At 56.0% G+C, this 22,065-nt stretch carries 19 protein-coding genes and 2 pseudogenes; 13 read left to right on the top strand and 8 right to left on the bottom strand.

Features of this window, described 5'->3' with window-relative positions; all coding sequences use genetic code 11:
* Positions 1-88 precede the first annotated feature (88 nt).
* On the bottom strand, positions 89-868 hold the full coding sequence (yaaA, locus tag NPS29_RS22100; RefSeq protein ID WP_274135106.1) for a peroxide stress protein YaaA: 780 nt from the start codon (positions 866-868) through the stop codon (positions 89-91).
* A gap of 265 nt (positions 869-1,133) precedes the next feature.
* On the opposite strand from yaaA, the pseudogene NPS29_RS22105 reads away from it, so the two are divergent.
* From NPS29_RS22105 to moaE, 5 genes and pseudogenes are all read left to right on the top strand, one after another.
* Positions 1,134-2,297 (top strand): annotated as a pseudogene (locus tag NPS29_RS22105) (polysaccharide deacetylase family protein); the annotation flags it as partial.
* Positions 2,298-2,711: 414 nt separating this feature from the next.
* Complete coding sequence (locus NPS29_RS22110; RefSeq protein ID WP_274135107.1) at positions 2,712-4,106, top strand: PhoH family protein; 1,395 nt, start codon at positions 2,712-2,714, stop codon at positions 4,104-4,106.
* Between the two features lie 193 nt (positions 4,107-4,299).
* A complete protein-coding gene (gene moaC / locus NPS29_RS22115; RefSeq protein WP_274135108.1) occupies positions 4,300-4,785 on the top strand; it encodes a cyclic pyranopterin monophosphate synthase MoaC in 486 nt (161 codons plus the stop codon).
* Positions 4,786-4,787: 2 nt separating this feature from the next.
* On the top strand, positions 4,788-5,033 hold the full coding sequence (locus tag NPS29_RS22120; RefSeq protein WP_274135154.1) for a MoaD/ThiS family protein: 246 nt from the start codon (positions 4,788-4,790) through the stop codon (positions 5,031-5,033).
* A 2-nt stretch (positions 5,034-5,035) separates the two neighbouring features.
* Positions 5,036-5,485 carry a molybdopterin synthase catalytic subunit MoaE gene (moaE, locus tag NPS29_RS22125; protein ID WP_274135109.1) on the top strand — a complete coding sequence of 150 codons (450 nt, stop codon included), beginning with the start codon at positions 5,036-5,038 and terminating at the stop codon, positions 5,483-5,485.
* A gap of 150 nt (positions 5,486-5,635) precedes the next feature.
* On the opposite strand, the gene rhlB is transcribed toward moaE, so the two are convergent.
* Both rhlB and NPS29_RS22135 read right to left on the bottom strand, forming a co-directional pair.
* Positions 5,636-7,096 (bottom strand): ATP-dependent RNA helicase RhlB, encoded by a 1,461-nt coding sequence (gene rhlB / locus NPS29_RS22130; protein WP_274135110.1) that lies wholly within the window; start codon positions 7,094-7,096, stop codon positions 5,636-5,638.
* Between the two features lie 108 nt (positions 7,097-7,204).
* The gene (locus tag NPS29_RS22135) at positions 7,205-7,861 is read right to left on the bottom strand and encodes an alpha/beta hydrolase (RefSeq protein ID WP_274135111.1); all 657 of its coding nucleotides are present in this window, start codon (positions 7,859-7,861) and stop codon (positions 7,205-7,207) included.
* 496 nt (positions 7,862-8,357) lie between these two features.
* On the opposite strand from NPS29_RS22135, the gene NPS29_RS22140 reads away from it, so the two are divergent.
* The 4 genes from NPS29_RS22140 (at position 8,358) to NPS29_RS22155 (ending at position 12,518) form a co-directional block, all read left to right on the top strand.
* A complete protein-coding gene (locus tag NPS29_RS22140; protein ID WP_274135112.1) occupies positions 8,358-9,389 on the top strand; it encodes an amino acid ABC transporter substrate-binding protein in 1,032 nt (343 codons plus the stop codon).
* A gap of 66 nt (positions 9,390-9,455) precedes the next feature.
* On the top strand, positions 9,456-10,637 hold the full coding sequence (locus tag NPS29_RS22145) for an amino acid ABC transporter permease (RefSeq protein ID WP_274135113.1): 1,182 nt from the start codon (positions 9,456-9,458) through the stop codon (positions 10,635-10,637).
* A 10-nt stretch (positions 10,638-10,647) separates the two neighbouring features.
* Complete coding sequence (locus NPS29_RS22150; RefSeq protein WP_274135114.1) at positions 10,648-11,742, top strand: amino acid ABC transporter permease; 1,095 nt, start codon at positions 10,648-10,650, stop codon at positions 11,740-11,742.
* An 11-nt stretch (positions 11,743-11,753) separates the two neighbouring features.
* The gene (locus tag NPS29_RS22155) at positions 11,754-12,518 is read left to right on the top strand and encodes an amino acid ABC transporter ATP-binding protein (protein WP_274135115.1); all 765 of its coding nucleotides are present in this window, start codon (positions 11,754-11,756) and stop codon (positions 12,516-12,518) included.
* A gap of 92 nt (positions 12,519-12,610) precedes the next feature.
* Here NPS29_RS22155 and dinB read toward each other — a convergent pair whose 3' ends face one another.
* From dinB to speD, 5 genes are read right to left on the bottom strand one after another with little or no spacing between them, the layout of a single operon-like run.
* Positions 12,611-13,693, bottom strand: coding sequence for a DNA polymerase IV (gene dinB, locus NPS29_RS22160; protein WP_274135116.1), 1,083 nt, complete (start codon positions 13,691-13,693; stop codon positions 12,611-12,613).
* Between the two features lie 19 nt (positions 13,694-13,712).
* Complete coding sequence (locus tag NPS29_RS22165) at positions 13,713-15,857, bottom strand: ornithine decarboxylase (protein WP_274135117.1); 2,145 nt, start codon at positions 15,855-15,857, stop codon at positions 13,713-13,715.
* The gene (locus NPS29_RS22170) at positions 15,835-17,046 is read right to left on the bottom strand and encodes an MFS transporter (RefSeq protein WP_274135119.1); all 1,212 of its coding nucleotides are present in this window, start codon (positions 17,044-17,046) and stop codon (positions 15,835-15,837) included. The genes NPS29_RS22165 and NPS29_RS22170 overlap by 23 nt, the downstream gene beginning before the upstream one ends.
* 18 nt (positions 17,047-17,064) lie before the next feature.
* Positions 17,065-18,471 (bottom strand): coproporphyrinogen-III oxidase family protein, encoded by a 1,407-nt coding sequence (locus NPS29_RS22175; protein WP_274135120.1) that lies wholly within the window; start codon positions 18,469-18,471, stop codon positions 17,065-17,067.
* Between the two features lie 3 nt (positions 18,472-18,474).
* Positions 18,475-18,936: an adenosylmethionine decarboxylase gene (speD, locus tag NPS29_RS22180; protein ID WP_274135121.1), complete on the bottom strand. Its 462-nt coding sequence runs from the start codon at positions 18,934-18,936 to the stop codon at positions 18,475-18,477.
* 353 nt (positions 18,937-19,289) lie between these two features.
* Between speD and glnQ the strand changes: the two are divergent.
* From glnQ to NPS29_RS22200, 4 genes and pseudogenes are all read left to right on the top strand, one after another.
* Positions 19,290-19,406 (top strand): annotated as a pseudogene (glnQ, locus tag NPS29_RS22185) (glutamine ABC transporter ATP-binding protein GlnQ); the annotation flags it as partial.
* A gap of 270 nt (positions 19,407-19,676) precedes the next feature.
* A complete protein-coding gene (locus NPS29_RS22190; RefSeq protein WP_274135122.1) occupies positions 19,677-20,984 on the top strand; it encodes a CynX/NimT family MFS transporter in 1,308 nt (435 codons plus the stop codon).
* Between the two features lie 88 nt (positions 20,985-21,072).
* The gene (locus tag NPS29_RS22195) at positions 21,073-21,558 is read left to right on the top strand and encodes a nuclear transport factor 2 family protein (RefSeq protein ID WP_274135156.1); all 486 of its coding nucleotides are present in this window, start codon (positions 21,073-21,075) and stop codon (positions 21,556-21,558) included.
* A gap of 47 nt (positions 21,559-21,605) precedes the next feature.
* Complete coding sequence (locus tag NPS29_RS22200; protein ID WP_274135123.1) at positions 21,606-21,908, top strand: GIY-YIG nuclease family protein; 303 nt, start codon at positions 21,606-21,608, stop codon at positions 21,906-21,908.
* Positions 21,909-22,065: the final 157 nt, after the last annotated feature.

Genomic DNA, 22,065 nt, shown 5'->3' on the forward strand with positions numbered 1-22,065 from the left:
AATCGTTCCCGCCGGCAAGCCGTGCTGCTACGGTGCGCGGGTTGGGCAAAAAAGGTGCGCTAACCCGCTAGCGGCGAAGGACACGCCGTCAGGCGTCTATTTCATCGCGCAGGAAGACCAGTTTGTCCGCCTTGGACAGTTCACTGGCGTAGCGATAGCCTTGCACGTCGAACTGCTTGAGGTGCTCGGGGTTGTCGATGCGTTCGTCGATCACGAAGCGGCTCATCATCCCGCGGGCCTTCTTGGCGTAGAAGCTGATGATCTTGTACTGGCCGTTCTTCTGGTCGCGGAACTCGGTGTCGATCACACGGGCCTTGAGGGCCGAGCGTTTGACCGCCGAGAAGTACTCGTTGGAGGCCAGGTTGAGAAGCACGTCGTCGCCCTGGTCGGCCAGCGCTTCGTTGAGCCATTCGCTGATGCGCTCGCCCCAGAACGCATACAGGTCCTTGCCCCGGGCGTTGGCCAGTTTGGTGCCCATCTCCAGGCGATAGGGCTGCATCAGGTCCAGCGGGCGCAACAGGCCATAGAGGCCGGACAGCATGCGCAGGTGCTGCTGGGCGTAGTCCAGGCTCGACTCGCTGAGGGTCTCGGCGGCAAGGCCGGTGTAGACGTCGCCCTTGAACGCCAGCAGTGCCTGCTTCGCGTTGGCAGGGGTGAACGCCGGGGTCCAGCTGCCGAAACGTGCGGCATTGAGCCCTGCCAGTTTGTCCGAGAGGTGCATCAGCTCGCTGATCTGGGCGGGCGTCAGCTCGCGCAGTTGGGTGATCAGTTCCTGGGAATGGTCCAGGTATTGCGGCTGGGTAAAGCGCTCGGTGGTCGGCGGGGTCTCGAAATCGAGGGTTTTTGCTGGGGAAATCACCATCAGCATGCGGTCGTCTCCTTTAATCGTGGGGGCGATTCTAGGGGTTGCACGCCGATGACTCCAGCTATGGTGATGATAGGCAGATCTTCTATCTGTGGGAGCGGGCTTGCCCGCGAAGGCGTCCGATCGGATATTGCGATGTTGTCTTGCCTGACGCTTTCGCGGGCAAGCCCGCTCCCACAGTGCGTGAACCACCTACAGGCCGGGGGGAACTTGCTATAGTGCCTCGCCGATTTGGGCCTCTTCATTCAAGGATTGGGAGCACGTCGTTTTGCGCATGCTGTTATTGATCGGTGCCTGTGTGCTGGCGCTCAACGCTCAGGCTGCGACCGGAGAAATCGCGACGCTGGATCGCAGCGTCTGGCCGGAGGCTCTGGAAACGCCGCAACTGTTCGATGTGGCGTCCCGCGCCCAGATCCTCAGTTTTGCCCATCAGTTGCTCGAGAGCGAAAACCTCAGCGATCTCCAGTTGGCCGATCGCCTGGGCCTGCGCCAGCTTAATATGCAGACGGTCAACGTGATCCGCACCCGCATGTGGACACGCCTGTTCGATAACTGGAAGGCAGCGGAAAAGACCTGCGAAACAGACGCTTCCTTCTGCGTGCTGGTCGATGACGTGCCGATGCTGCGCCAGCGCGCCGCCGAGTACAAAGTCGCGGACGATTCCTTCTATGCCCGCTGGGCCGCGCCCGCCGATGCTTTCAGCCAGCGTTACCTGAACGAATTGCTGCGCATGGCCGCGTTGTTCCCGCAGACCAGTAGCGAAGTCGAGCGCTACAACTCCGACGAATTGAGCGGCGAGGAAATGCCCGACCGCACCTTCCTGCTCAATTTCGAGAGCGGTCCTACAGTGGCCGATGGCGCTACCGACTGGCTGGCCGATTTCATGCGCCAGCAGAAAATCAACGCGACCTTCTTCGTGCTCGGCAAAAACCTGCAGAATCGCCTCGAAGGTTCATCGCCAAAAGCGTTGCAGACCTTGTATCAGCGCCAGTGCGTGGGCTTGCAGGGTTGGGAGTACCGCTCTCACGCCCACTGGAACGACTGGCAGGATTCGATAGAACGCAGCGCCGCGCTGGTGCAGCAGACGCTGCCTGATAACTTCGTGCCGCTGTTTCGCCCACCTTACGGCCACCGTCGTGCCGACAGCGCGCCATTCTTTCGCGAGCAGCAGTTGCGCGTATCACTGTGGAACATCGACTCACAGGATGCGACCGGCCGGCTGAATGCCGAGCAGGCGGCGAACCGGGTGCTGACACTGATGCTGCTCTGGCGTCGCGGCAACATCGTGTTTCATGACAGTACCGACAAGGCGCAACAGGCGGTGCCATGGCTGATGGCCAATACGGCCCAGGGCGGTGTTGTCTGGGAAGACTGTCATATTTATCCGCAGCAACTGTCGGATGAAAGCGATGAGGACGAGCCGGATGACGAGGATGCCGATGCGCCCGCAGACGACTCGGCTGGCGAGCAGGCGCCAGCAGCGGACGATCAGGCTCAAGAGCCCGGAAAGCAAGGGGAATAGGGGAGGAAACGGGCAGGAACTGCCGAAATTTTGCCGGGATTTCTCGCAGACCGGACTTCCGACTGTAATCGGGTCCAGGGCATCCGCCAAGCCCTATTCGTCATGCTGTGAAATAAACTTAAATTTCTTCTCAAAACACTTTTTTATGTCACAGGTTTTGCGGTATTACGACAACAGACCGCCGAACCCTGCAACACAGGTGGCGTCACCCAGACCCCACTTTGCGCATTTCTCGCCTGCCCTAAGGTGAGAGCCTCGGCGGCCTTTTCGTAGCGCACTATCGTCGTGTAGTGCGTTATCAGGCTTCTACAAAGGTGAGCGAGTATGGATGACCACGGACGCACCCCTTCCTCTAACCAGCCGATCCTCTATGTGCTCGATACCAACGTATTGATCCACGATCCAAACGCGCTTTTGAATTTCGAAGAACATCACGTCGCAATCCCCATGACTGTCCTCGAAGAACTGGACAAGCTCAAGGCGGGCAAGCACTCGGTCGCCGCAGAATGCCGCCAGGCTATCCGGCTGATCGACAAGACACTAGGCGAAGCGACCCCGGAGGAGGTCGAACGAGGGGTACCGATTGATCGCGGCACAGGCGTTTTCAAGGGTTACCTGTCCATCCTGATGAGCAAGCGCGAAGAGCCCAACAGCCTTCTGCCCGAGCATCTGAACGACAACATCATCATCAACCAGCTGATCGACATGCACGCGCGCAAAAAGGATGTGCGCATCGTGCTCGTGACCAAAGACATCAACATGCGCCTCAAGGCCCGCGCCTGCGGGATCGAGGCCGAAGACTACAGCACCGACCAGTTGGTCGACGACGTGTCGATGCTGTCCCGTGGCTACCACACCATGACCGGTTCATTCTGGGACCGTGTCAGCAAGGTCGACACCCGCCAGGACCATGGCCGTACCTGGCATAAAGTGCAGATGACCGAGCAGATCCCGGCGGTCCACATCAATGAGTTCATCATCGATGAGCAAGGTTTCGTGGGTTGGGTCAAGGGCGTCAAACCCGATGAGTTGCTGCTGCTGGACATGCATCAGGAGCCGCTGCTGCATCAGGAAGCCTGGGGCCTGAGGCCGCGGGACATCTATCAGGGCCTGGCGCTGTTCGCGCTGCTGGACCCTGATATTCACCTGGTCAACCTCTCCGGTGCAGCCGGTTCGGGCAAGACCATCCTGGCGCTGGCCGCTGCCATCGAGCAGACCATGGTCAGCAAGCGTTATCGCCGCATCATCGCGACCCGCAGCGTGCAGGGGCTCGACCAGGAGATCGGCTTCCTGCCCGGCACCGAGGCGGAAAAGATGGAGCCGTGGCTCGGCGCCATTACCGACAACCTGGAAGCGCTGCACATGGATGACGAAAACACCCATGGCAGTGTCGATTACATCCTGAGCAAAGTGCCGTTGCAGTTCAAATCCCTTAACTACATTCGAGGCCGCAGTTTCCAGCAAAGCCTGATCCTGATCGACGAATGCCAGAACCTCACCCCGCACCAGATGAAAACCATCATCACCCGTGCCGGTGCCGGTTCCAAGGTGGTCTGCCTGGGTAACCTGGCGCAGATCGACACCCCTTACCTGTCGGCCACCAGTTCCGGGCTGACCTACCTGACGGAGCGCTTCAAGGATTTCCCCAACGGCGTGCACATCACCCTGCAAGGGGTGCCACGCTCGATCCTGGCTGAGTATGCGGAGAGTCATTTGTAGTAAAGCCGCGTAACCATGGGGGCTTCTTGGGGCCCCCATTTCATGAATCAGACGTAAATCCTGTAGGAGTGAGCTTGCTCGCGATAACGTTTTAACAGGTAGTGAATATTCGCCTGACAAAACGCTATCGCGAGCAAGCTCACTCCTACAGGGGCATTGTGTACAATTGGGGCTCCTGTCCAGGAGTGATCCCGTGCTTACCCATCTCGATTCCCAAGGTCGCGCCAACATGGTCGACGTCACCGAAAAAGCCGTGACGTCCCGTGAAGCCGTGGCCGAAGCGCGTGTGCGCATGCTGCCCGAAACCCTGCAAATGATCGTCGACGGCGGCCACCCGAAAGGGGACGTGTTTGCCGTGGCGCGCATTGCCGGCATTCAGGCCGCCAAGAAAACCAGCGACCTGATTCCGCTGTGCCACCCGTTGATGCTCACCAGCGTCAAGGTCGAACTCAATGCCGAAGGCGCGGACACCGTGCACATCGTCGCCCGCTGCAAGTTGTCAGGGCAGACCGGCGTGGAAATGGAAGCGCTGACCGCCGCCAGTGTCGCTGCGCTGACCATCTATGACATGTGCAAGGCCGTGGATCGTGGCATGGTCATCGAGCACGTTCGCCTGCTGGAGAAACTCGGCGGCAAGAGCGGGCACTTCGTGGCCGATGAAACGGCAGGTGCTTCATGATTATCCATGTTCAGGTTCAATACTTCGCCCGCTTTCGCGAGACGCTGGGCACTGAAAGCGAGCGACTGGAAGGCAGCTTCGCCACCGTCGACGCGGTGCGTCAGCATCTGCTTGCCCGGGGCGGCGTGTGGGATGTACTGGCCGAGCAAAGCATCATGTGCGCGCGCAATCAGGAACTCTGTTCGCTGAACGAGCCGGTCGAGCAGGGTGACGAAGTGGCGTTCTTCCCGACGGTGACCGGAGGTTGAGCATGGCCATTCGTGTGCAGGCTGCGCCGTTCGATCCGGGGGCCGAGGTCAATGCCATGCACGACGCCAACGTCGGCGTGGGTGCGGTGGTGAGCTTTGTCGGCTACGTGCGTGACTTCAACGACGGGCGTGAAGTGGCGGGGATGTTTCTGGAGCATTACCCCGGCATGACCGAAAAAGCCCTGGGCAAGATCGCCGATGAAGCCCGGCAGCGCTGGCCGCTGCTTAAACTTGAGGTGCTGCATCGCATTGGCGCGCTGGAGCCGGGTGAGCCGATCGTGTTTGTCGGTGTGGCCAGCGCCCATCGCCAGGCGGCGTTCGAGGCGTGCGATTTCGTGATGGATTACCTGAAGACCCGTGCGCCGTTCTGGAAGAAGGAAAACACCTCAGAAGGACCGCGCTGGGTGGAAGGGCGCGAGAGCGATCACAAGGCGGCAGATCGCTGGAGATAACACTGGCTTATGCGGATGGCCCCTGTGGGAGCGGGCTCGCCCGCGAAGGCGGCAATACAGACGATATAGATGCGTTGTCTGTCCTGGCCTCTTCGCGGGCGAGCCCGCTCCCACAGGTTTAGTGTGGTGTCATGCGTGGCGTGACCCGCATCACTCCGCCGCAGGCTGCGCCCTTTGCTTGCGCACCACCGCCCTGAGCAATTCGGTCGGTGGCATTTCGCAGCTGATCTTGCGGCCCAGTTTCTCTTCGATGGCCGGCAACTGATACGAGTCATCCTCGCCCGCAAAGCTGATCGACACACCCTCGGCGCCTGCACGGCCGGTACGGCCGATGCGGTGCACGTAGTCGTCCGGCACTTCCGGCAGGGTGAAGTTGATCACGTGGCTGATGCCGTCGATGTGAATCCCGCGGCCTGCCACGTCGGTGGCCACCAGCACGCGAATCTTGCCTTCGCGGAAACCTTCCAGGGTCTTGATGCGCTTATGTTGCGGCACGTCGCCCGACAGTTGGGCGGCGTTGACGCCATCGCGCACCAGGCGTTCTTCGATGCGGCGCACTTCGTCCTTGCGGTTGGCGAACACCATCACCCGCTCCCAACCGTTGTCGTTGACCAGGTTGTAGAGCAGTTTGTACTTGTCGGCCGACGCCACGGCATAGATGTGCTGTTCGACGTTTTCGCTGGCGACGTTCTCCGCCTCGATCTCGACGATGGCAGGGTCGGTGGTCCACTGGCGGGCGAGGTTCATCACGTCGTCGGTGAAGGTGGCCGAGAACAGCAGGGTCTGGCGCTCGCCCTTGTGCGGGGTCTGGCGAATGATCGAGCGCACCTGCGGGATGAAACCCATGTCCAGCATGCGGTCGGCTTCGTCCAGCACCATCACTTCGACCATGTCCAGGTGCACTTCGCCGCGCTGGTTGAAGTCCAGCAGACGGCCAGGAGTGGCCACCAGAATGTCGCAGTGGCGGGCTTCGAGCTGCTTGAGCTGCTTGTCGAAGTCCATGCCGCCGACGAACGTCATGACGTTGAGGTTGGTGTATTTGGTCAGCGCTGCGGCGTCCTTGGCGATCTGCACCACCAGCTCGCGGGTCGGCGCGATGATCAGCGCACGGGGTTCGCCCATGTAGCGTTCTTTCGGCGGCGGGGTCTGCGTCAGCTGAGTGATGATCGAGATCAGGAACGCGGCGGTCTTGCCGGTACCGGTCTGTGCGCGCCCGATGGCATCGCGGCCCTTGAGGGTGAAGCCCAGTACGCCGGCCTGGATCGGCGTGCAGTACGGGAAGCCCAGGTCATGGATGGCGTGCATCAATTCCGGAGCGAGGGGGAAATCGTGAAAACGGGTCTTGCCTTCCTGCGGCTCGACCGCGAAATCTTCCAGCTTCCACGGCACCACGACAGGCTTGGGCGCGCGTTCGCGGCGTGGCCTGGCAGCCTTGGGCGGCACGGGAGCGGCCTGGCTGGCAGGGATTTCAGCCGGTTGTGCCACGGGCGTGGCGGTGTGCGGGGCAGTGCTTTCGATCGGACTTTTCGAAGCGGGGAGGGGCGCCGCAGGTGCGAGCTGCTCAGCCTCGCTTTTGCCGAACATCTTTTTAAGTGCTTTGAGCACGGTCATCTCGTCGATTGATTAAGGAATGTACGCCGCGCAGTGTAATGCAAGAACCGGGCGCGGCGTAGTGCCATACCAAAAACGCAGGATAAAAGAAAGGATGAAATCGCCTGATCAGTTCAGGCGACCCTTGAGCCAGACGCCTATATCGGCGATTTCCTGCGGTAACACTTCGTGGCCCATTGGGTACTCGTTCCAGGCCACGGTGACGCCCTTGGCGTTCAATTGCTCGAACGCGGCACGGCCCATGGCGTACTGCACCACGGCATCGTCGGTGCCGTGCAGGCAGTACGCCGGAATGCGTTGCTGGCTGGCCGAGAGGGTCATTTCGTCGCTAAAGGTCGGGGCGTAGGTAGACAGCGCCAGAACGCCGCCCAGCGGGCCTTCCCAACGCAGGAACGCACTGTGCAATACCACTGCGCCACCTTGGGAGAAGCCTGCCAGGAAGATCCGCGACGGGTCGATGCCGCCGTTGCGCTGCTCTTCGATCAGGCTCAGTACGCGCTGGGCCGAGGCTTCCAGTTGGTCCTTGTCGATGGCACGCGCCGGGCTCATGGCCTTGATGTCGTACCAACTGGGCATCTCGTACCCGCCGTTGACGGTAACAGCACGTGTCGGCGCCTGGGGCAGGACAAAGCGTGTGCTGAGCAGCGTTTGCTGAAGGATCTCGGCCACCGGCATGAAGTCATAGCGGTCAGCGCCCAGGCCGTGCAGCCAGATGACGCAGGCATCGGCGGTGTTTTCCGGCTCGATGATCAGGGGTTCGTGCATGAGTGCTCCATTTATGTGCGATGGCTCTGGGGCGGCGCTTCAAGGCGGGGCGTCGGCGCCGGCTGCCCTATGCAGATATGAAAGAAGATGTCGCAAGGGTACAAGTTTGCCACTTGACCTGTCGCTAATTCGAGTTTGCCACCATGGTGGTACAAGCTTTGCTATGCAATCCCCGGAGTGAAAGCGCTCACCCCTGGCGGTAACACTACTAGGCTATTAAGCATGCAGCCTGATGTGATGCCGGGGCAGCAAGGGATCCATTGTTCAGGATTCCGGCACGATTCGCCATGACCCTTCGGGTTCAGGGACATCATGGGGCTTGAATCCATTGACCGGATCGAATCCGGCGGTGCGGTGATCGAGGAATTCGGCGCCCCGCGGATTCGGGTCTTGCGTCGCATGACCCAAAAACAAGCCAGCACGGGTCATTAATGCCTCACAAGGGTGCGACGGGGCTCAGGCTCCCACACAACAAAGAGCAAAACTGGAGGTTTGAATGAAGATGTTGAAATCCACCCTGGCTGTAGTGGCCGCCGCAGCAGCACTTGGTGTCAGCAGTTTCGCTCAGGCGGGCGCGACACTGGACGCCATTCAGAAGAAAGGCTTCATTCAGTGCGGTGTGAGCGACGGTCTGCCAGGTTTCTCGGTACCTGACAAAGACGGCACCATCAAAGGTATCGACGCCGACTTCTGCCGCGCCGTAGCCGCTGCTGTGTTTGGCGACGCCAAGAAGGTCAAGTTCAGCCAGCTGAACGCCAAGGAGCGTTTCACTGCGCTGCAATCCGGCGAGATCGACATCCTGTCCCGCAACACCACCTGGACCAGCTCCCGTGATGCGAGCATGGGTCTGGTGTTCCCGGGCTTCGTGACCTACTACGACGGCGTTGGCTTCCTGGCCAACAGCAAGCTGGGCGTGAAGAGTGCCAAGGAACTGGACGGCGCGACCATCTGTATTCAAGCCGGTACCACCACCGAGCTGAACGTGTCCGACTACTTCCGCGCCAACGGCCTGAAGTACACCCCGATCACCTTCGACACCTCCGACGAAAGCGCCAAGTCGCTGGAATCCGGCCGTTGCGACGTGCTGACCTCCGACAAATCGCAGCTCTACGCACAACGCTCCAAGCTGGCTTCGCCAAAAGACTACATCGTGCTGCCTGAAACCATCTCCAAAGAGCCTCTGGGCCCGGTCGTTCGTCGCGGTGACGAAGAGTGGACCACCATCGTTCGCTGGGTTGGCTACGCGCTGCTGAACACCGAAGAAGCTGGCGTGACGTCGAAAAACGTCGAAGCCGAAGCCAAGTCCACCAAGAACCCGGACGTAGCCCGTCTGCTGGGTGCTGACGGCGACTACGGTCCGCAGCTGAAACTGCCGAAGGACTGGGTCGTGAAGATCGTCGCTCAAGTGGGTAACTACGGCGAAATCTTCGAGAAGAACCTGGGTAAATCCACGGCTCTGGAAATCGACCGCGGTCAGAACGCCCTGTGGAACGCAGGCGGCATTCAGTACGCACCACCAGTACGTTGATTGACCTGTGCCCGGCTGCGTGATCCGCAGCCGGGCACTTCGTTGCATCTATTCCGGGGCACTCCCATGCAAAATCAAATCAGCGCACCCAAGCAGAGGCTATCCCTCAGCGACCCTAAAGTGCGTGCGTGGCTATTTCAGATAATCACGGTTATCGCTGTAGTCGCGATGGGTTGGTATCTGTTCGATAACACCCAGACCAACCTGCAACATCGGGGCATCACCTCAGGTTTCGGTTTCCTTGAAAACAGTGCCGGCTTCGGCATCGCGCAACACCTGATTCCGTTCAAGGAATCGGACACCTACGCGCGGGTTTTCCTCATCGGTTTGCTCAACACGCTGCTGGTCACCTTCATCGGCGTGATCCTCGCGACACTGCTGGGCTTCATCGTCGGCGTGGCGCGGCTGTCCAACAACTGGATCATCAACAAGCTGGCGACGATCTACGTCGAAGTGTTCCGTAACATTCCGCCGCTGCTGCAGATCCTGTTCTGGTACTTCGCGGTGTTCCTGACGCTGCCGGGGCCTCGTGCGGCCCATGGCTTCTTCGGATCGTTCTTCGTCAGCAGCCGTGGCCTGAACATGCCTGCGGCGATCACTAACCAGGCCACCTGGCCGTTCGTCATCAGCATCCTGCTGGCCATCGTCGCGACGGTGTTCATGGCCAAATGGGCGAACAAGCGTTTCGAAGAAACAGGCGTGCCGTTCCACAAGTTCTGGGCCGGCCTTGGCCTGATGATCGTGATCCCGGCGCTGTGTGCGCTGGTCTTCGGCGCACCGGTGCACTGGGAAGTGCCTGAGCTCAAGGGCTTCAACTTCGTCGGTGGCTGGGTATTGATCCCTGAACTGCTGGCCCTAACCCTGGCCCTGACCGTGTACACCGCAGCGTTCATCGCTGAAATCGTGCGCTCGGGCATCAAGTCGGTCAGCCACGGCCAGACCGAAGCGGCTCGCTCGCTGGGCCTGCGCCCGGGTCCGACCCTGCGCAAGGTCATCATCCCGCAAGCCCTGCGGGTGATCATTCCGCCTCTGACCAGCCAATACCTGAACCTTGCGAAGAACTCTTCGCTGGCCGCCGGTATCGGTTACCCGGAAATGGTTTCGCTGTTCGCCGGTACCGTGCTCAACCAGACCGGTCAGGCCATCGAAGTCATTGCCATCACCATGAGCGTGTACCTGGCGATCAGTATCAGCATTTCCCTGCTGATGAACTGGTACAACAAGCGCATTGCGCTGATCGAGCGGTGAGGAAACGCGCATGACATCCCATATTTTCAAACCCGACATGCCGCCGCCGAGCAAAGTCTTCGGCCCGGTGGCATGGATGCGCCAGAACCTGTTCTCGAACTGGCTCAACACCCTGTTGACCCTGTTCGCGATCTACCTGATCTGGCTCGTCGTTCCACCGCTGCTCAGCTGGGCGATCTTCGATGCCAACTGGGTCGGCACTACCCGCGCCGACTGCACCAAGGCGGGTGCCTGCTGGGTGTTCATCGAACAGCGCTTCGGCCAGTTCATGTACGGCTACTACCCGCAGGAGCTGCGCTGGAGGGTCGATCTGACCGTGTGGCTGGCGATCATTGGTGCAGCGCCACTGTTCATCAAGGCGGTGCCACGCAAGGCAGTCTACGGCCTGTGTTTCCTGGTGCTGTACCCGATCATTGCCTACGTCCTGCTGCACGGCGGTTTCGGTCTGCAGGAAGTGGCGACCAGCCAGTGGGGCGGCCTGATGCTGACCCTGGTCATCGCCACCGTAGGTATCGCAGGCGCCTTGCCGCTGGGCGTGATCCTGGCACTGGGGCGTCGCTCGGACCTGCCGGCGATCCGCGTGCTGTGCGTGACCTTCATCGAGTTCTGGCGCGGCGTTCCGCTGATTACCGTGCTGTTCATGTCCTCGGTGATGCTGCCGCTGTTCCTGCCTGAAGGCATGAACTTCGACAAACTGCTGCGCGCCCTGATCGGCGTCATCATGTTCCAGTCGGCCTACGTGGCCGAGGTGGTGCGCGGTGGCATGCAGGCCATCCCTAAAGGCCAGTACGAAGCGGCCGCAGCGATGGGCCTGGGTTACTGGCGCCGCATGGGCCTGGTGATCCTGCCGCAAGCCCTGAAAATGGTCATTCCGGGCTTGGTCAACACCGTGATTGCGTTGTTCAAGGACACCAGCCTTGTAATCATCATCGGCCTGTTCGACCTGCTCAACAGCGTCAAGCAAGCCGCCGCCGACCCGACCTGGCTCGGCATGGCAACAGAGGGCTACGTGTTCGCGGCCCTGGTGTTCTGGATCTTCTGTTTCGGCATGTCCCGCTACTCCATGCATCTGGAGCGCAAGCTGGACACAGGCCACAAGCGTTAGGAGTTTATGAGATGAGTGAAGCTATCAAAAAGCCCCTGGGCGCCGAAGGCATGATCCGGATGGAAGGCGTACACAAGTGGTACGGCCAGTTCCACGTGCTTAAAGACATCAACCTGAACGTGCGTCAGGGCGAGCGTATCGTCCTGTGCGGTCCGTCGGGTTCGGGCAAGTCGACCACCATTCGCTGCCTCAACCGTCTGGAAGAACACCAGCAGGGTCGCATCATCGTCGATGGCACCGAGCTGACTTCGGACCTGAAGCAGATCGAAACCATTCGCCGTGAAGTGGGCATGGTGTTCCAGCACTTCAACCTGTTCCCGCACCTGACCATCCTGCAGAACTGCACGCTGGCGCCGATGTGGGTACGCAAAATGCCGAAGAAAAAGGCCGAAGAAATCGCCATGCACTACCTGGAGCGCGTACGCATTCCGGAGCAGGCGCATAAATACCCGGGCCAGCTTTCCGGCGGTCAGCAACAGCGTGTAGCGATTGCCCGTGCCCTGTGCATGAAGCCGAAAATCATGCTGTTCGACGAGCCGACCTCCGCCCTTGACCCGGAAATGGTCAAGGAGGTTCTGGACACCATGGTCGGCCTGGCGGAAGAAGGCATGACCATGCTCTGCGTGACCCACGAAATGGGCTTCGCCCGCACCGTGGCCAACCGCGTGATCTTCATGGACAAAGGCGAAATCGTCGAACAGGCCGCGCCGAACGACTTCTTCGATAATCCGCAGAGTGATCGTACCAAGCTGTTCCTCAGTCAGATTCTGCATTGAGTTAACAGCGGTTGTGGCAAAGAACCCGGGCCTTGTGTCCGGGTTTTGAAATGACAAGGTGAGTTGAAGTGCATCAGCGGATGTCGTATCAGTCACCAAGGGAACGAAAGCTGAATATCGTCCTGAATTTTCTTCTTGACCTTCACTGAAAGCCCTATTAAACGAACTGCTCTTCCTCCCCCGCGAGTCTCCCATAACTTCCTACAGAGTGTAATGAAAGTGTCCCTGCATAGCCGATTAGAGGGCACTTCTGTGGAAGAAGTGGAAAAGTCAGAAAATTTGAGCTTTGCCAAGTTTTTGATAATTTGGTGATCATCTCCAATTTCACTAACCCGCTCGGCCAAGCCATGAAGCAAACTTTTCAGCTGTAGCAGACATTCAGAAAGTGTGCAGCAGTCCTGAGGGAAAGTTGTTTCGATGCCTACGGACTTAATATTGCTGCATTCTTCAGGGGGTATTTCGATACCTTGGCAGCGTTCCCAGACATAGTATCCATGTATCCCGAGGTACTGCACCAACGCAGGAATTTTGTCTTCTGTAACATCTTTGCCATAGCGACACCCCAGATTTTCAAGCACCGCATATGTCTTAGGGCCAACCCCAGGGATTTTCCGAACGTCAAGGTCGCGTAAAAAGTCTTGAACCAAATCAGGCGGTATGACGAACATGCCATTGGGTTTGCGAACTTCCGAGGCGATTTTGGCTAAGTATTTCAGCGGCGCCACTCCCGCTGAAGCAGTCAAGTTCAGTTCCCGCTGAATCGTGGCCCTGATATCTGCGGCCATGCGAGTAGCAGAGCCGTTGAAATGCTTCTGCCCAGTGACGTCAAGAAAGGCCTCATCTAATGATAAGAACTCAACATCATCGGTATAACGAGCGAATATGTTTTGCAGCTTTTTTGTGAACTCTTCATAGATTTTGAACCTGGCGGGTAATAGCACCAGATCCGGACATAAACGATGAGCCATCGCAGTCGCCAAACCGCTCCGCACCCCGAATTCTCTAGCAATATAGTTCGCGGTGCTGATGACTCCCCTTTCAGAAGCTTTCCCGCCTACTGCGACAGGTCGACTCGCCAGATGGGGTGAGTCGAGAAGCTCAACGGAAACAAAAAAAGAGTCCATATCAATATGTATGAATTTGCGCTGCAGTAGTTGTTTTGAGGTTATGCTCATTTATGTAGTAATCTGCATGTCAATTCAGAGCATTATCTAGTACATTGACCAAAATAGACGCTTCGCCGTTATCCCCCTGAGTGTAATGTAACCCTTGAATATGGGGAGCGAACTCAGGGTATCGGTCAATGAGTTGCTGAATTACTAAGAGGTAGTCAATCAAGGCTGCGTTCCAGCGTTCGCCAGGTGCGATGCACATAACTCCCGGAGGATAAGGAATCACGCCTTCGGCAGATACGCAGCCTTGCGCGGCTGCGAGAGGAACAAGTCTTGTTTGTCCACGTATAAATGCTTGATTGGCTTCGTACGGAGAAAAGCTGGGAGGTGTCGATGTGTCTAAGCTAAATAGGCTTGATTGGAGTTGCTGAATTTTTGAATCGATGAAGAGATCATTGATACTGGTACACAATTGACGCAGTGACAAATTAGAGTAGCGGCTTCCAGACCTTGCGAGAGAGGGGAATAGATGTATAACATTCGTGTCGTTGAGGATGTGGAGTTCCAGTACCGTTAGTGTATGTGCCAAACGATCAAGGTGCGCGTTTTTTGTAGAGGGTGAGATTAAGAGTGTGAAATTGTAAAAGTCGCATTTTTCTGGCGTAAAATTCATTTCCCTTAGATACTGAGCAACAATGCTCGCGGGAATAGATAGATAACCTGTTTTTTTTGCCTCCCTACAAGCATTTGTTGTCAGGATGATTTTGCAGGGGTCCATGAAATGAAGATCCGCTTCGATGGGGCATGATTTTTCATTGAAGGGTTTGAATTCAGCTGGGCGTGAATCACCCGTGGACGGGCTGCGTAAAACATATGGAATCTGAGATTCGCCGCCAGAATAGACCTTTATGAGTTTGCAACTGCGATCAATTGTTTTTCTAAATTTGTTAGCTATGGAGACCGCAGAATTCCATAATTCTCTGCCGTGCCCATTGGCATGCAGTGCAGCGTTGACTTCTAATGACATGAACAACGGATAAAATGGGCTGGTGGATGCGTGCAGCATGAAGGCGCTCTCGAATAAATGGCGCGAGCAATAGCGAGACTGATTTTTGATGTGCTGATCTTTCTTATGTATTTGTGAGGTCTGAGAGAATCCCGCCATTTGCTTGTGGACCGACTGCGTAACGACGATGCCTGGTGCATTGGCCGGCAAGTCCCCGATCAACGGGGATAAATGGGAAAGTTGATCGACAAAAGGCTCGTAGCCCAGCCAGGCAGAATCGAACAGCACGTAATCACATAAGTGACCGATCCGTTGTAGTAAAGCCATGGCGTTTACCACAACACCATCGCACGTAGCATGCTGCACGATCGCCAAACGAAAAGGCCTTTCTTGTTTCGCTTTCGTGCCGTCGATTCTTGACACTCTGGTTCTGAGCATATCTTCACTAAGAGCTCCCTTGCGGTAGCCGCCAAGCACACCTAGTTCGTCGCGATGATTGTCCAAGAATACTGCCCGGGCTCCGCACTGAACCAATGCACCCAAGTACACAGATTTGTGATTGTTTCTATCCATCAGCACTATGTCCCCAGCACTGAGCAGTGCGCTGGCTACAATTTGGTTCGCCGTGGAGGTTCCATTGAGTACAAAATATGTCTCGTCGGAGTTGAATACCTCTGCGGCAAGGTTTTCTGCCTGCCGAATTGGCCCTTGATGGCTAAGAACATCGCCCAGTTCGGGGGCTGCATGTGGAATGTCTACATTGAAAATGTTTTCTCCCAGCATTTCTTTGAAACGTAACCCCGCAGGATGCAGATCTAGATAATGTCCGCCTTGGTGCCCAGGGCACGCAAAGGTGGGCCTTTTCATCGAAGTGAATTGTGATACTGTCGCGGTAAACGGAGGAAGCGCTTTTAATTCAAACTGACCAGCCGCATTGAGTATTTGCGTCAGTGTCGTCTCTGACAATGGTGTACTCAGGATACACGATTCGTACTGAGCTAACGGTGTGTTATTTAGTTCGTGGGCGCATATATCAATCAAGAAAAGGGGCGTCCTCCACGTGCTGACACATTTGATCACACTGTCATTGAACGCGTCCTCTTTGCTAAGAACCAGTGCTGAGGCAATCCCCAGATTGAGAAGGTTATGAAATTTTATTACTTCCACTCCGGTGTTTTGGAAAGGAACGATTTTTAGGCTAGATACAATTTTTATCTGCATTATTTTCTTTCTTCCAAGCCAATGGAGAGATACATAGCAGTAATGCCATGCTAATAAATGTCGCGGGTCCTGCTATCAGGAACATCAGGCTCGCGATAATTCCAGACAGGCCATCGCCAACAACGGCTGTAAAATAGTAGAGCGAATAGTTTCTGCCCATATTTGTTGGGTGTGATAAGCGCTGTATGTTTGTCACGATTGCAATGTCAACAAATGCACCAGTGAATCCTACGAATATTATCAGTAGTACGAAAGTACACTTGCTTGTCGTCAGGAAAAGAGCCGCTGCCAAAAATAGCAATCCATATAGGAACCAGTATCTGACCAGCGTGTCTGCAGTAGTGGTAGGATTGAATCGAACGTAGAGTAAGCTTCCCAGGACGGTTCCGCCTGCTAATACTGAAGAAATAAACCCTACAGCAGCTTCTGATTCAAATGTTTCCATGACCGCAGCTGGCAAAATAAAGCGTATTAATGACGTAGCAAACATTGCACATAGGGTGGTGCAAAAAACAACCTTAAAGAGAGGTTTGTTCGTTTGCTGCATGTTATGCATCCCATGAAGGGCACCTTTGAATATGTCTTTGAAATTAAAGCTATCCTTTTTTTTTCTGGTCGAGGAGTGTAAAGTGAGTATGCACAGTAGCGATGCAATTAAGCTAAACGAAAAAAAGGCGAAGGCATGATGGGGAGTAGATATGATCGTGATGATCGAAAAAAACAGTGGCCCGAGGATAGATGCGCAATCCTCAATCACTTGTAATCGGCTGTTGATTGAAGGCAGATTTTCCGAGTCTACTGTCTCTGGAAAAAAAGCACGGAATGTAGGTGTGTGCACGCAGTCGAGAGCGGTCATACACAAAGCAGCAATCACGATTTCTGGAATGCTGGGTTTAGCGGTTGTCAGCATTAAACATAACGAGACGGCTACTGTGATTTTCAGTAGATCTACGACGATTAATATGATTTTCTTGTCTACGTTGTCTGCCAGCCATCCTCCAATGGGTGAAAAAAAGGCACTCGGCATATAGCGAATAAAGTATACTAATCCAACGTCAAGTAGATCGCCGTTGACTAGGGATACCACCGTTACAGCAAACGCTATCTCGAATGTGAATTCACCTAGTTTCGTAAAAAAGAAAGAATATGAGAGCTTCTGTATTTGATGGTGTGCACGAATCATTGGCATGCTCAGCTCAACCCAAGTCTATACGCTGGAATAGATAATTTCTTCGGTTGTAATGTCTCTTCCGTTGGCGCTAAGCTTCTCGAAGACTAACTGTTTTAAAAAGTTCTGCTCGTTTTGAGGGCATAAGTAAAACATTATGTTGCTGTACCAAAGCCAACCTAGCTTAGTTAGCTCGTAGTGTCTCTCGGTTTCGTCAGCTAGGCCAGCTCTCACAATTTCTTCCAGCTTTGTTATCAGGCCATTTGGGATTTGGCTAAACGCAATTCTATCTTTTTCTATTTTTCCGTGGTAGGGAAGTCTAAGTACGATGGGCTTTACTGAATCCAGGACGGGCGCATGTTGGCTGACGTTGCACTCATATTTGGCAGATCCCATTCTATTCACATATTTGTCTCTCAGAGAGGTGTTGGTGATCACGTTCTCAGCAAGGGACGAAATTGCGCCGACACCAAACCCTAAAACGTCGTGATCGGCGTAGCCATACACATGCTCGTGGTATATGAAGGAGTAGTCAGCGGCGAACAGTTTCTCGCTTATCTGATTCTGGCGGACGTAACCATGGCCGTTATAAGGGATATAGCCCTTCTGACGCATGTGCTCATCAATCATCAGCTTCATGTTTAACTTTCGCATTGCAGGGAAGATTTCTTTTGTGTGCTCTCTAATTTGCCTGTGAAGTTTTAGTGAGGTAACAACATTGTTTATAGGGTAAATGTCGATGTTCGTAACGCCAAGCTCCACTGCTTTGTCAATATCGGTAAGCGTTTGTATTTCGTTGCTTCCATTCATTCCATATAGGATGTCGCAGAGGACGTGCTTAAATGACGGAACCAGCTTTTCAGCCGCTCGCTCTATCTCAGTGATGTCTTGATTGAGATTGAATAGTTTTCTCCAAACAGGGTCTACTGTTTGTAACCCAAATCGGGCATGGGTCACGCCGATATCGGCTAACGCTGTATTACGTTCCTTCGTAACACTTGTAATGTGAAACTCGAATGAAAATTCTTCAATATGAGACATGTCGAAATAACGATGTAGTGCTTCTCCGATATCGTTAATATTTTGGGGAGATAGTAGAGAGGGCGTTCCCCCGCCAAAAAAGATAGCCCTAATTGGGATTTTTCGTAAATCCATTAGGCGAGACTTATATTCGATCTCTTTGATCAGCGCTTCGGTGTATCTATCGATCTCTTCGCTGTTTCGATACAGCCCTCGAGTAAATGGACAAAACGAGCAAATGGCTTCGCAGAATGGAATGTGAAAATATAATGCTCGTGAGCTCGCTTTATTGTTAGCGGTTTCGAAGATGGTCGATAACTGTGCGTCGTTGGGCCGAAACGCATTGAGTGTCTGCGAGGGGAAGAAGAAGTTGTACAGTGGAAATTGATAGTCGAATTTTATCAAGCCATTGTTTAGTATTTTCACAGATTAAACTCCAGTATTAAAGACTTTGCTCCCGCGTACTAGGGTGCGCGTCGTTATACACACTCCCCTGCCGAAGAAGTTTTGTATTTCTTCATTCAACCAGATTTTTTTCGCACCGCAGGTGTAGATGTCTATGCTGATGTAGCCGTTTTCTGGGTAGGTGTGGTAGGCCAGGTGCGATTCAGATAGCAAATAAAGCCCAGTAACGCCTTCACCCTCCATCGCAAATTTATGCATCAAGTAGTCAATTACATTAAAGTTTGAGCGTTCAAGAACTTCAAAAAAAAATCGATGAAGTGCATGTGAGTTTTTTAGCTGGCTGGCGTTTGCGCCGACGATGTCTAAAATTGTATGGCTGCCGAAATCGTCCATTGTTATTGCAGCTCTTGTATTCGGTTCTTTCATCCACGGCGAATAGAGGAGGGCGGGATCTACCGCCCTCTTTTTTCTGATTACCAGAGGCAAATACCTTTCGTGGTGAGGCCGGTCACATCAGTTTTAAACAGATCAATAGCGGATTTCATATTCATTCCCTTTTTGGTTTCTCAGATATCCCTGCCTGTGCAGGTGTAATGGTTTTAGCACTCTGAGAGCACTTGCGAAAATCAACAGATGTAAAAGGATATTTCCGCGCCACGATTCATTACCTATTACGATTGGCATCGATGCATATAACCTTGAGCGGGAACAGATAGTTGTAGTGCTCAAATGTTGGCTTATACGTAAACCGTTTGAATCGATTTCCGGGAATCCATTACTAACGCTCATCGTTCATTTCGTGGCCCCAATGTTTGCTGTATTGAGGTAATTTTCCACCCAACCGCGTGATCTTCATGGACAAAGGCGAAATCGTCGAACAGGCCGCGCCGAACGACTTCTTCGACAACCCGCAGAGTGATCGTACCAAGCTGTTCCTCAGTCAGATTCTGCATTGAGTTAACAGCGGTTGTGGCAAAGAACCCGGGCCTTGTGCCCGGGTTTTTTGTTTGTGCCCGCCACCCTGTAGGAGCGCGCTTGCCCGCGACTGCGGTGTGTCAGGCAGTATGTAGGTATCTGACACACCGCGGTCGCGGGCAAGCGCGCTCCTACAGGGGTTGGGTTCGTTTGTACCCAATCCCCGTGAAACTTGTGTTCTTTGCCATTCTCCAACAGGATTACGTCTTTGCGCTCTGCGCAGTTACACATCCTGCCCCCACGAGAATCCCATGACGACCAAGGCGCCTGCGGCGAGCGACACGCTATCCCCTTCCCGAAAACATCATGAAATCGACGAGTTGCTGATCGACGCGGAGGCGGATGACGAGCAAGTCCAGCAGCATCGCCCGGTGCTCAAGCGCCCGTGGTTTCTGCTGTTGGGGCTGGTGCTGGTGGCGCTGAACCTGCGTCCGGCGCTGTCGAGCATGGCGCCGTTGCTCAGCGAAGTGTCGAAAAGCCTGGGACTGTCGGCGGCCAAGGCCGGCTTGCTGACTACCTTGCCCGTATTGTGCCTGGGGCTTTTCGCGCCGCTGGCGCCGATCCTGGCGCGGCGTTTCGGCAGTGAGCGTGTGGTGCTCGGGATTCTGCTGACGCTGACCTGCGGGATCATCCTGCGCAGTTCGCTCGGTGAGGTCGGGCTGTTCGCCGGCAGCATCATGGCCGGTGCGAGCATCGGCATCATCGGCGTGTTGCTGCCCGGAATCGTCAAGCGCGACTTCGCCAGACAGGCTGGCACCATGACCGGCGTGTACACCATGGCGCTGTGCCTGGGGGCGGCGGTGGCGGCGGGGTCGACCGTGCCGTTGAGCCATGTCTTTGGCGATGAGAACGGCGATAGCTGGACGATGGGCCTGGGTTTCTGGATCGTCCCGGCCCTTCTCGCGGCGATCTTCTGGTGGCCGCAGACCCGCCAGAGCCACGGCCAGCATCAGGCGGCGTACCGCGTGCGCGGGCTGTTTCGTGATCGTCTGGCGCGCCAGGTCACTCTCTACATGGGCCTACAGTCGTCGCTGGCCTACATCGTATTCGGCTGGTTGCCTTCGATCCTGATCGGTCGCGGCCTGACCCCGACCGAAGCCGGCTTGCTGCTGTCGGGCTCGATTTTGCTGCAGCTGGTCAGCTCGCTCACCGCTCCCTGGTTCGCCACCCGCGGCAAGGACCAGCGCGTGGCGATCCTGGCGGTCATGCTGCTGACCCTGGCCGGCCTGTTTGGCTGCCTGTACGCCCCGCTCAATCAGTTGTGGGGCTGGGCCGTGGTGCTGGGGCTGGGGCAGGGCGGTACGTTCAGCCTGGCGCTGACCCTGATCGTGCTGCGCTCCCGTGATTCCCATGTCGCCGCCAACCTGTCGAGCATGGCCCAGGGCGTGGGCTATACGTTGGCGTCTTTGGGGCCGCTTGCGGTGGGACTGGTGCACGACTGGACCGGCAACTGGAGCTCGGTCGGCTGGATTTTCGGCATCATCGGCGTCTTCGCGATTCTGGCCGGCATGGGCGCAGGCCGCGCGCTCTATGTGGACGTTACCAGCGAAAAAATCTGAGTCAGGGTATTTGCCCTGCGAATGTCCATGGTCAAACGGCGCATTGGCGCTTATCGTGCAGGGATCTTCTTCCATGGATGCCCTGCCCATGAGCGATATCGACCATAGCGAGCACAACAGCGAGCTGATCAACCGCTTCTACGACGCGTTCAATCGCCTCGACGCTGAAGCCATGGCGGCCTGCTACACCGACGATGTGCTGTTCAGCGACCCGGTGTTCGGTGAGCTGCGCGGCCGCGCGGCCGGTGACATGTGGCGCATGCTGGCCTCACGGGCCAGGGACTTTTCCGTTCGTTTCGACAAGGTGCGTGCCGACGAACGCTCCGGCGGCGCCCACTGGGTGGCGACCTACCTGTTCAGCCAGACCGGCCGCACGGTGGTCAACGACATCCAGGCGCGATTCGTCTTCCGCGACGGCAAGATCAGCGAACATCACGACCATTTCGACCTGTGGCGCTGGTCCCGTCAGGCCCTGGGTGCCAAGGGCGCGCTGCTGGGCTGGACGCCCATGGTGCAGAACGCCATCCGTGCCCAGGCGCAGAAGGGCTTGAAGGCGTATCAGGCGGGGCGCTGAGGCTCTGTTAGAATCGCGGCTCCTGCGTTTTCTGCTACCTGTTGCCCATGACCGATCCCGCTGTCGCCCTCGACCCCGCCCCAGAGACCGCCGTGCCCAAACCGTGGTTCGTGTACCTGGTGCGGGCGGCCAACGGCTCGCTGTACTGCGGTATCAGCGACGACCCGCACAAGCGCTTTGCCAAGCATCAGAGCGGCAAAGGCGCGCGATTCTTTTTCTCAAGCCCCGCCGTGGCGCTAGTCTATGTCGAAGCCTGTCGCGACAAGGGCGAGGCCCTGCGCCAGGAGCGGCTGATCAAGAAATTGCGCAAGAGTGCCAAGGAAACGCTTGTTGCGAGCTTCGTCCTGTAGCGTCTGGGTAAAAGGCTTACGGCTCCGTAGGCTGGCTGACGAGCGCGAGTAGGACAACGTTTAAGCGCTTTGTCAGATATTTCGCATGTGAATTACCTGTTTGATTTCGTTCGCATCTGTACTAGTCTGTTTATCAGATTCGATGAACAGGAGCGCG

Source organism: Pseudomonas putida (genome assembly GCF_028682175.1).
Classification (GTDB): Bacteria; Pseudomonadota; Gammaproteobacteria; order Pseudomonadales; family Pseudomonadaceae; genus Aquipseudomonas; species Aquipseudomonas putida_AD.

Excerpts from the sequence above, each read along its gene's own strand:
- NPS29_RS22165 (WP_274135117.1), bottom strand. The coding sequence starts at position 15,857 with ATGCAGATAAAAATTGTATCTAGCCTAAAAATCGTTCCTTTCCAAAAC.
- NPS29_RS22190 (WP_274135122.1), top strand. The coding sequence starts at position 19,677 with ATGACGACCAAGGCGCCTGCGGCGAGCGACACGCTATCCCCTTCCCGA.
- NPS29_RS22145 (WP_274135113.1), top strand. The coding sequence starts at position 9,456 with ATGCAAAATCAAATCAGCGCACCCAAGCAGAGGCTATCCCTCAGCGAC.
- NPS29_RS22155 (WP_274135115.1), top strand. The coding sequence starts at position 11,754 with ATGAGTGAAGCTATCAAAAAGCCCCTGGGCGCCGAAGGCATGATCCGG.
- moaE (WP_274135109.1), top strand. The coding sequence starts at position 5,036 with ATGGCCATTCGTGTGCAGGCTGCGCCGTTCGATCCGGGGGCCGAGGTC.
- NPS29_RS22140 (WP_274135112.1), top strand. The coding sequence starts at position 8,358 with ATGAAGATGTTGAAATCCACCCTGGCTGTAGTGGCCGCCGCAGCAGCA.
- NPS29_RS22135 (WP_274135111.1), bottom strand. The coding sequence starts at position 7,861 with ATGCACGAACCCCTGATCATCGAGCCGGAAAACACCGCCGATGCCTGC.
- yaaA (WP_274135106.1), bottom strand. The coding sequence starts at position 868 with ATGCTGATGGTGATTTCCCCAGCAAAAACCCTCGATTTCGAGACCCCG.
- NPS29_RS22195 (WP_274135156.1), top strand. The coding sequence starts at position 21,073 with ATGAGCGATATCGACCATAGCGAGCACAACAGCGAGCTGATCAACCGC.
- NPS29_RS22150 (WP_274135114.1), top strand. The coding sequence starts at position 10,648 with ATGACATCCCATATTTTCAAACCCGACATGCCGCCGCCGAGCAAAGTC.
- NPS29_RS22170 (WP_274135119.1), bottom strand. The coding sequence starts at position 17,046 with ATGCCAATGATTCGTGCACACCATCAAATACAGAAGCTCTCATATTCT.
- rhlB (WP_274135110.1), bottom strand. The coding sequence starts at position 7,096 with ATGACCGTGCTCAAAGCACTTAAAAAGATGTTCGGCAAAAGCGAGGCT.
- NPS29_RS22200 (WP_274135123.1), top strand. The coding sequence starts at position 21,606 with ATGACCGATCCCGCTGTCGCCCTCGACCCCGCCCCAGAGACCGCCGTG.
- dinB (WP_274135116.1), bottom strand. The coding sequence starts at position 13,693 with ATGAGCATAACCTCAAAACAACTACTGCAGCGCAAATTCATACATATT.
- NPS29_RS22110 (WP_274135107.1), top strand. The coding sequence starts at position 2,712 with ATGGATGACCACGGACGCACCCCTTCCTCTAACCAGCCGATCCTCTAT.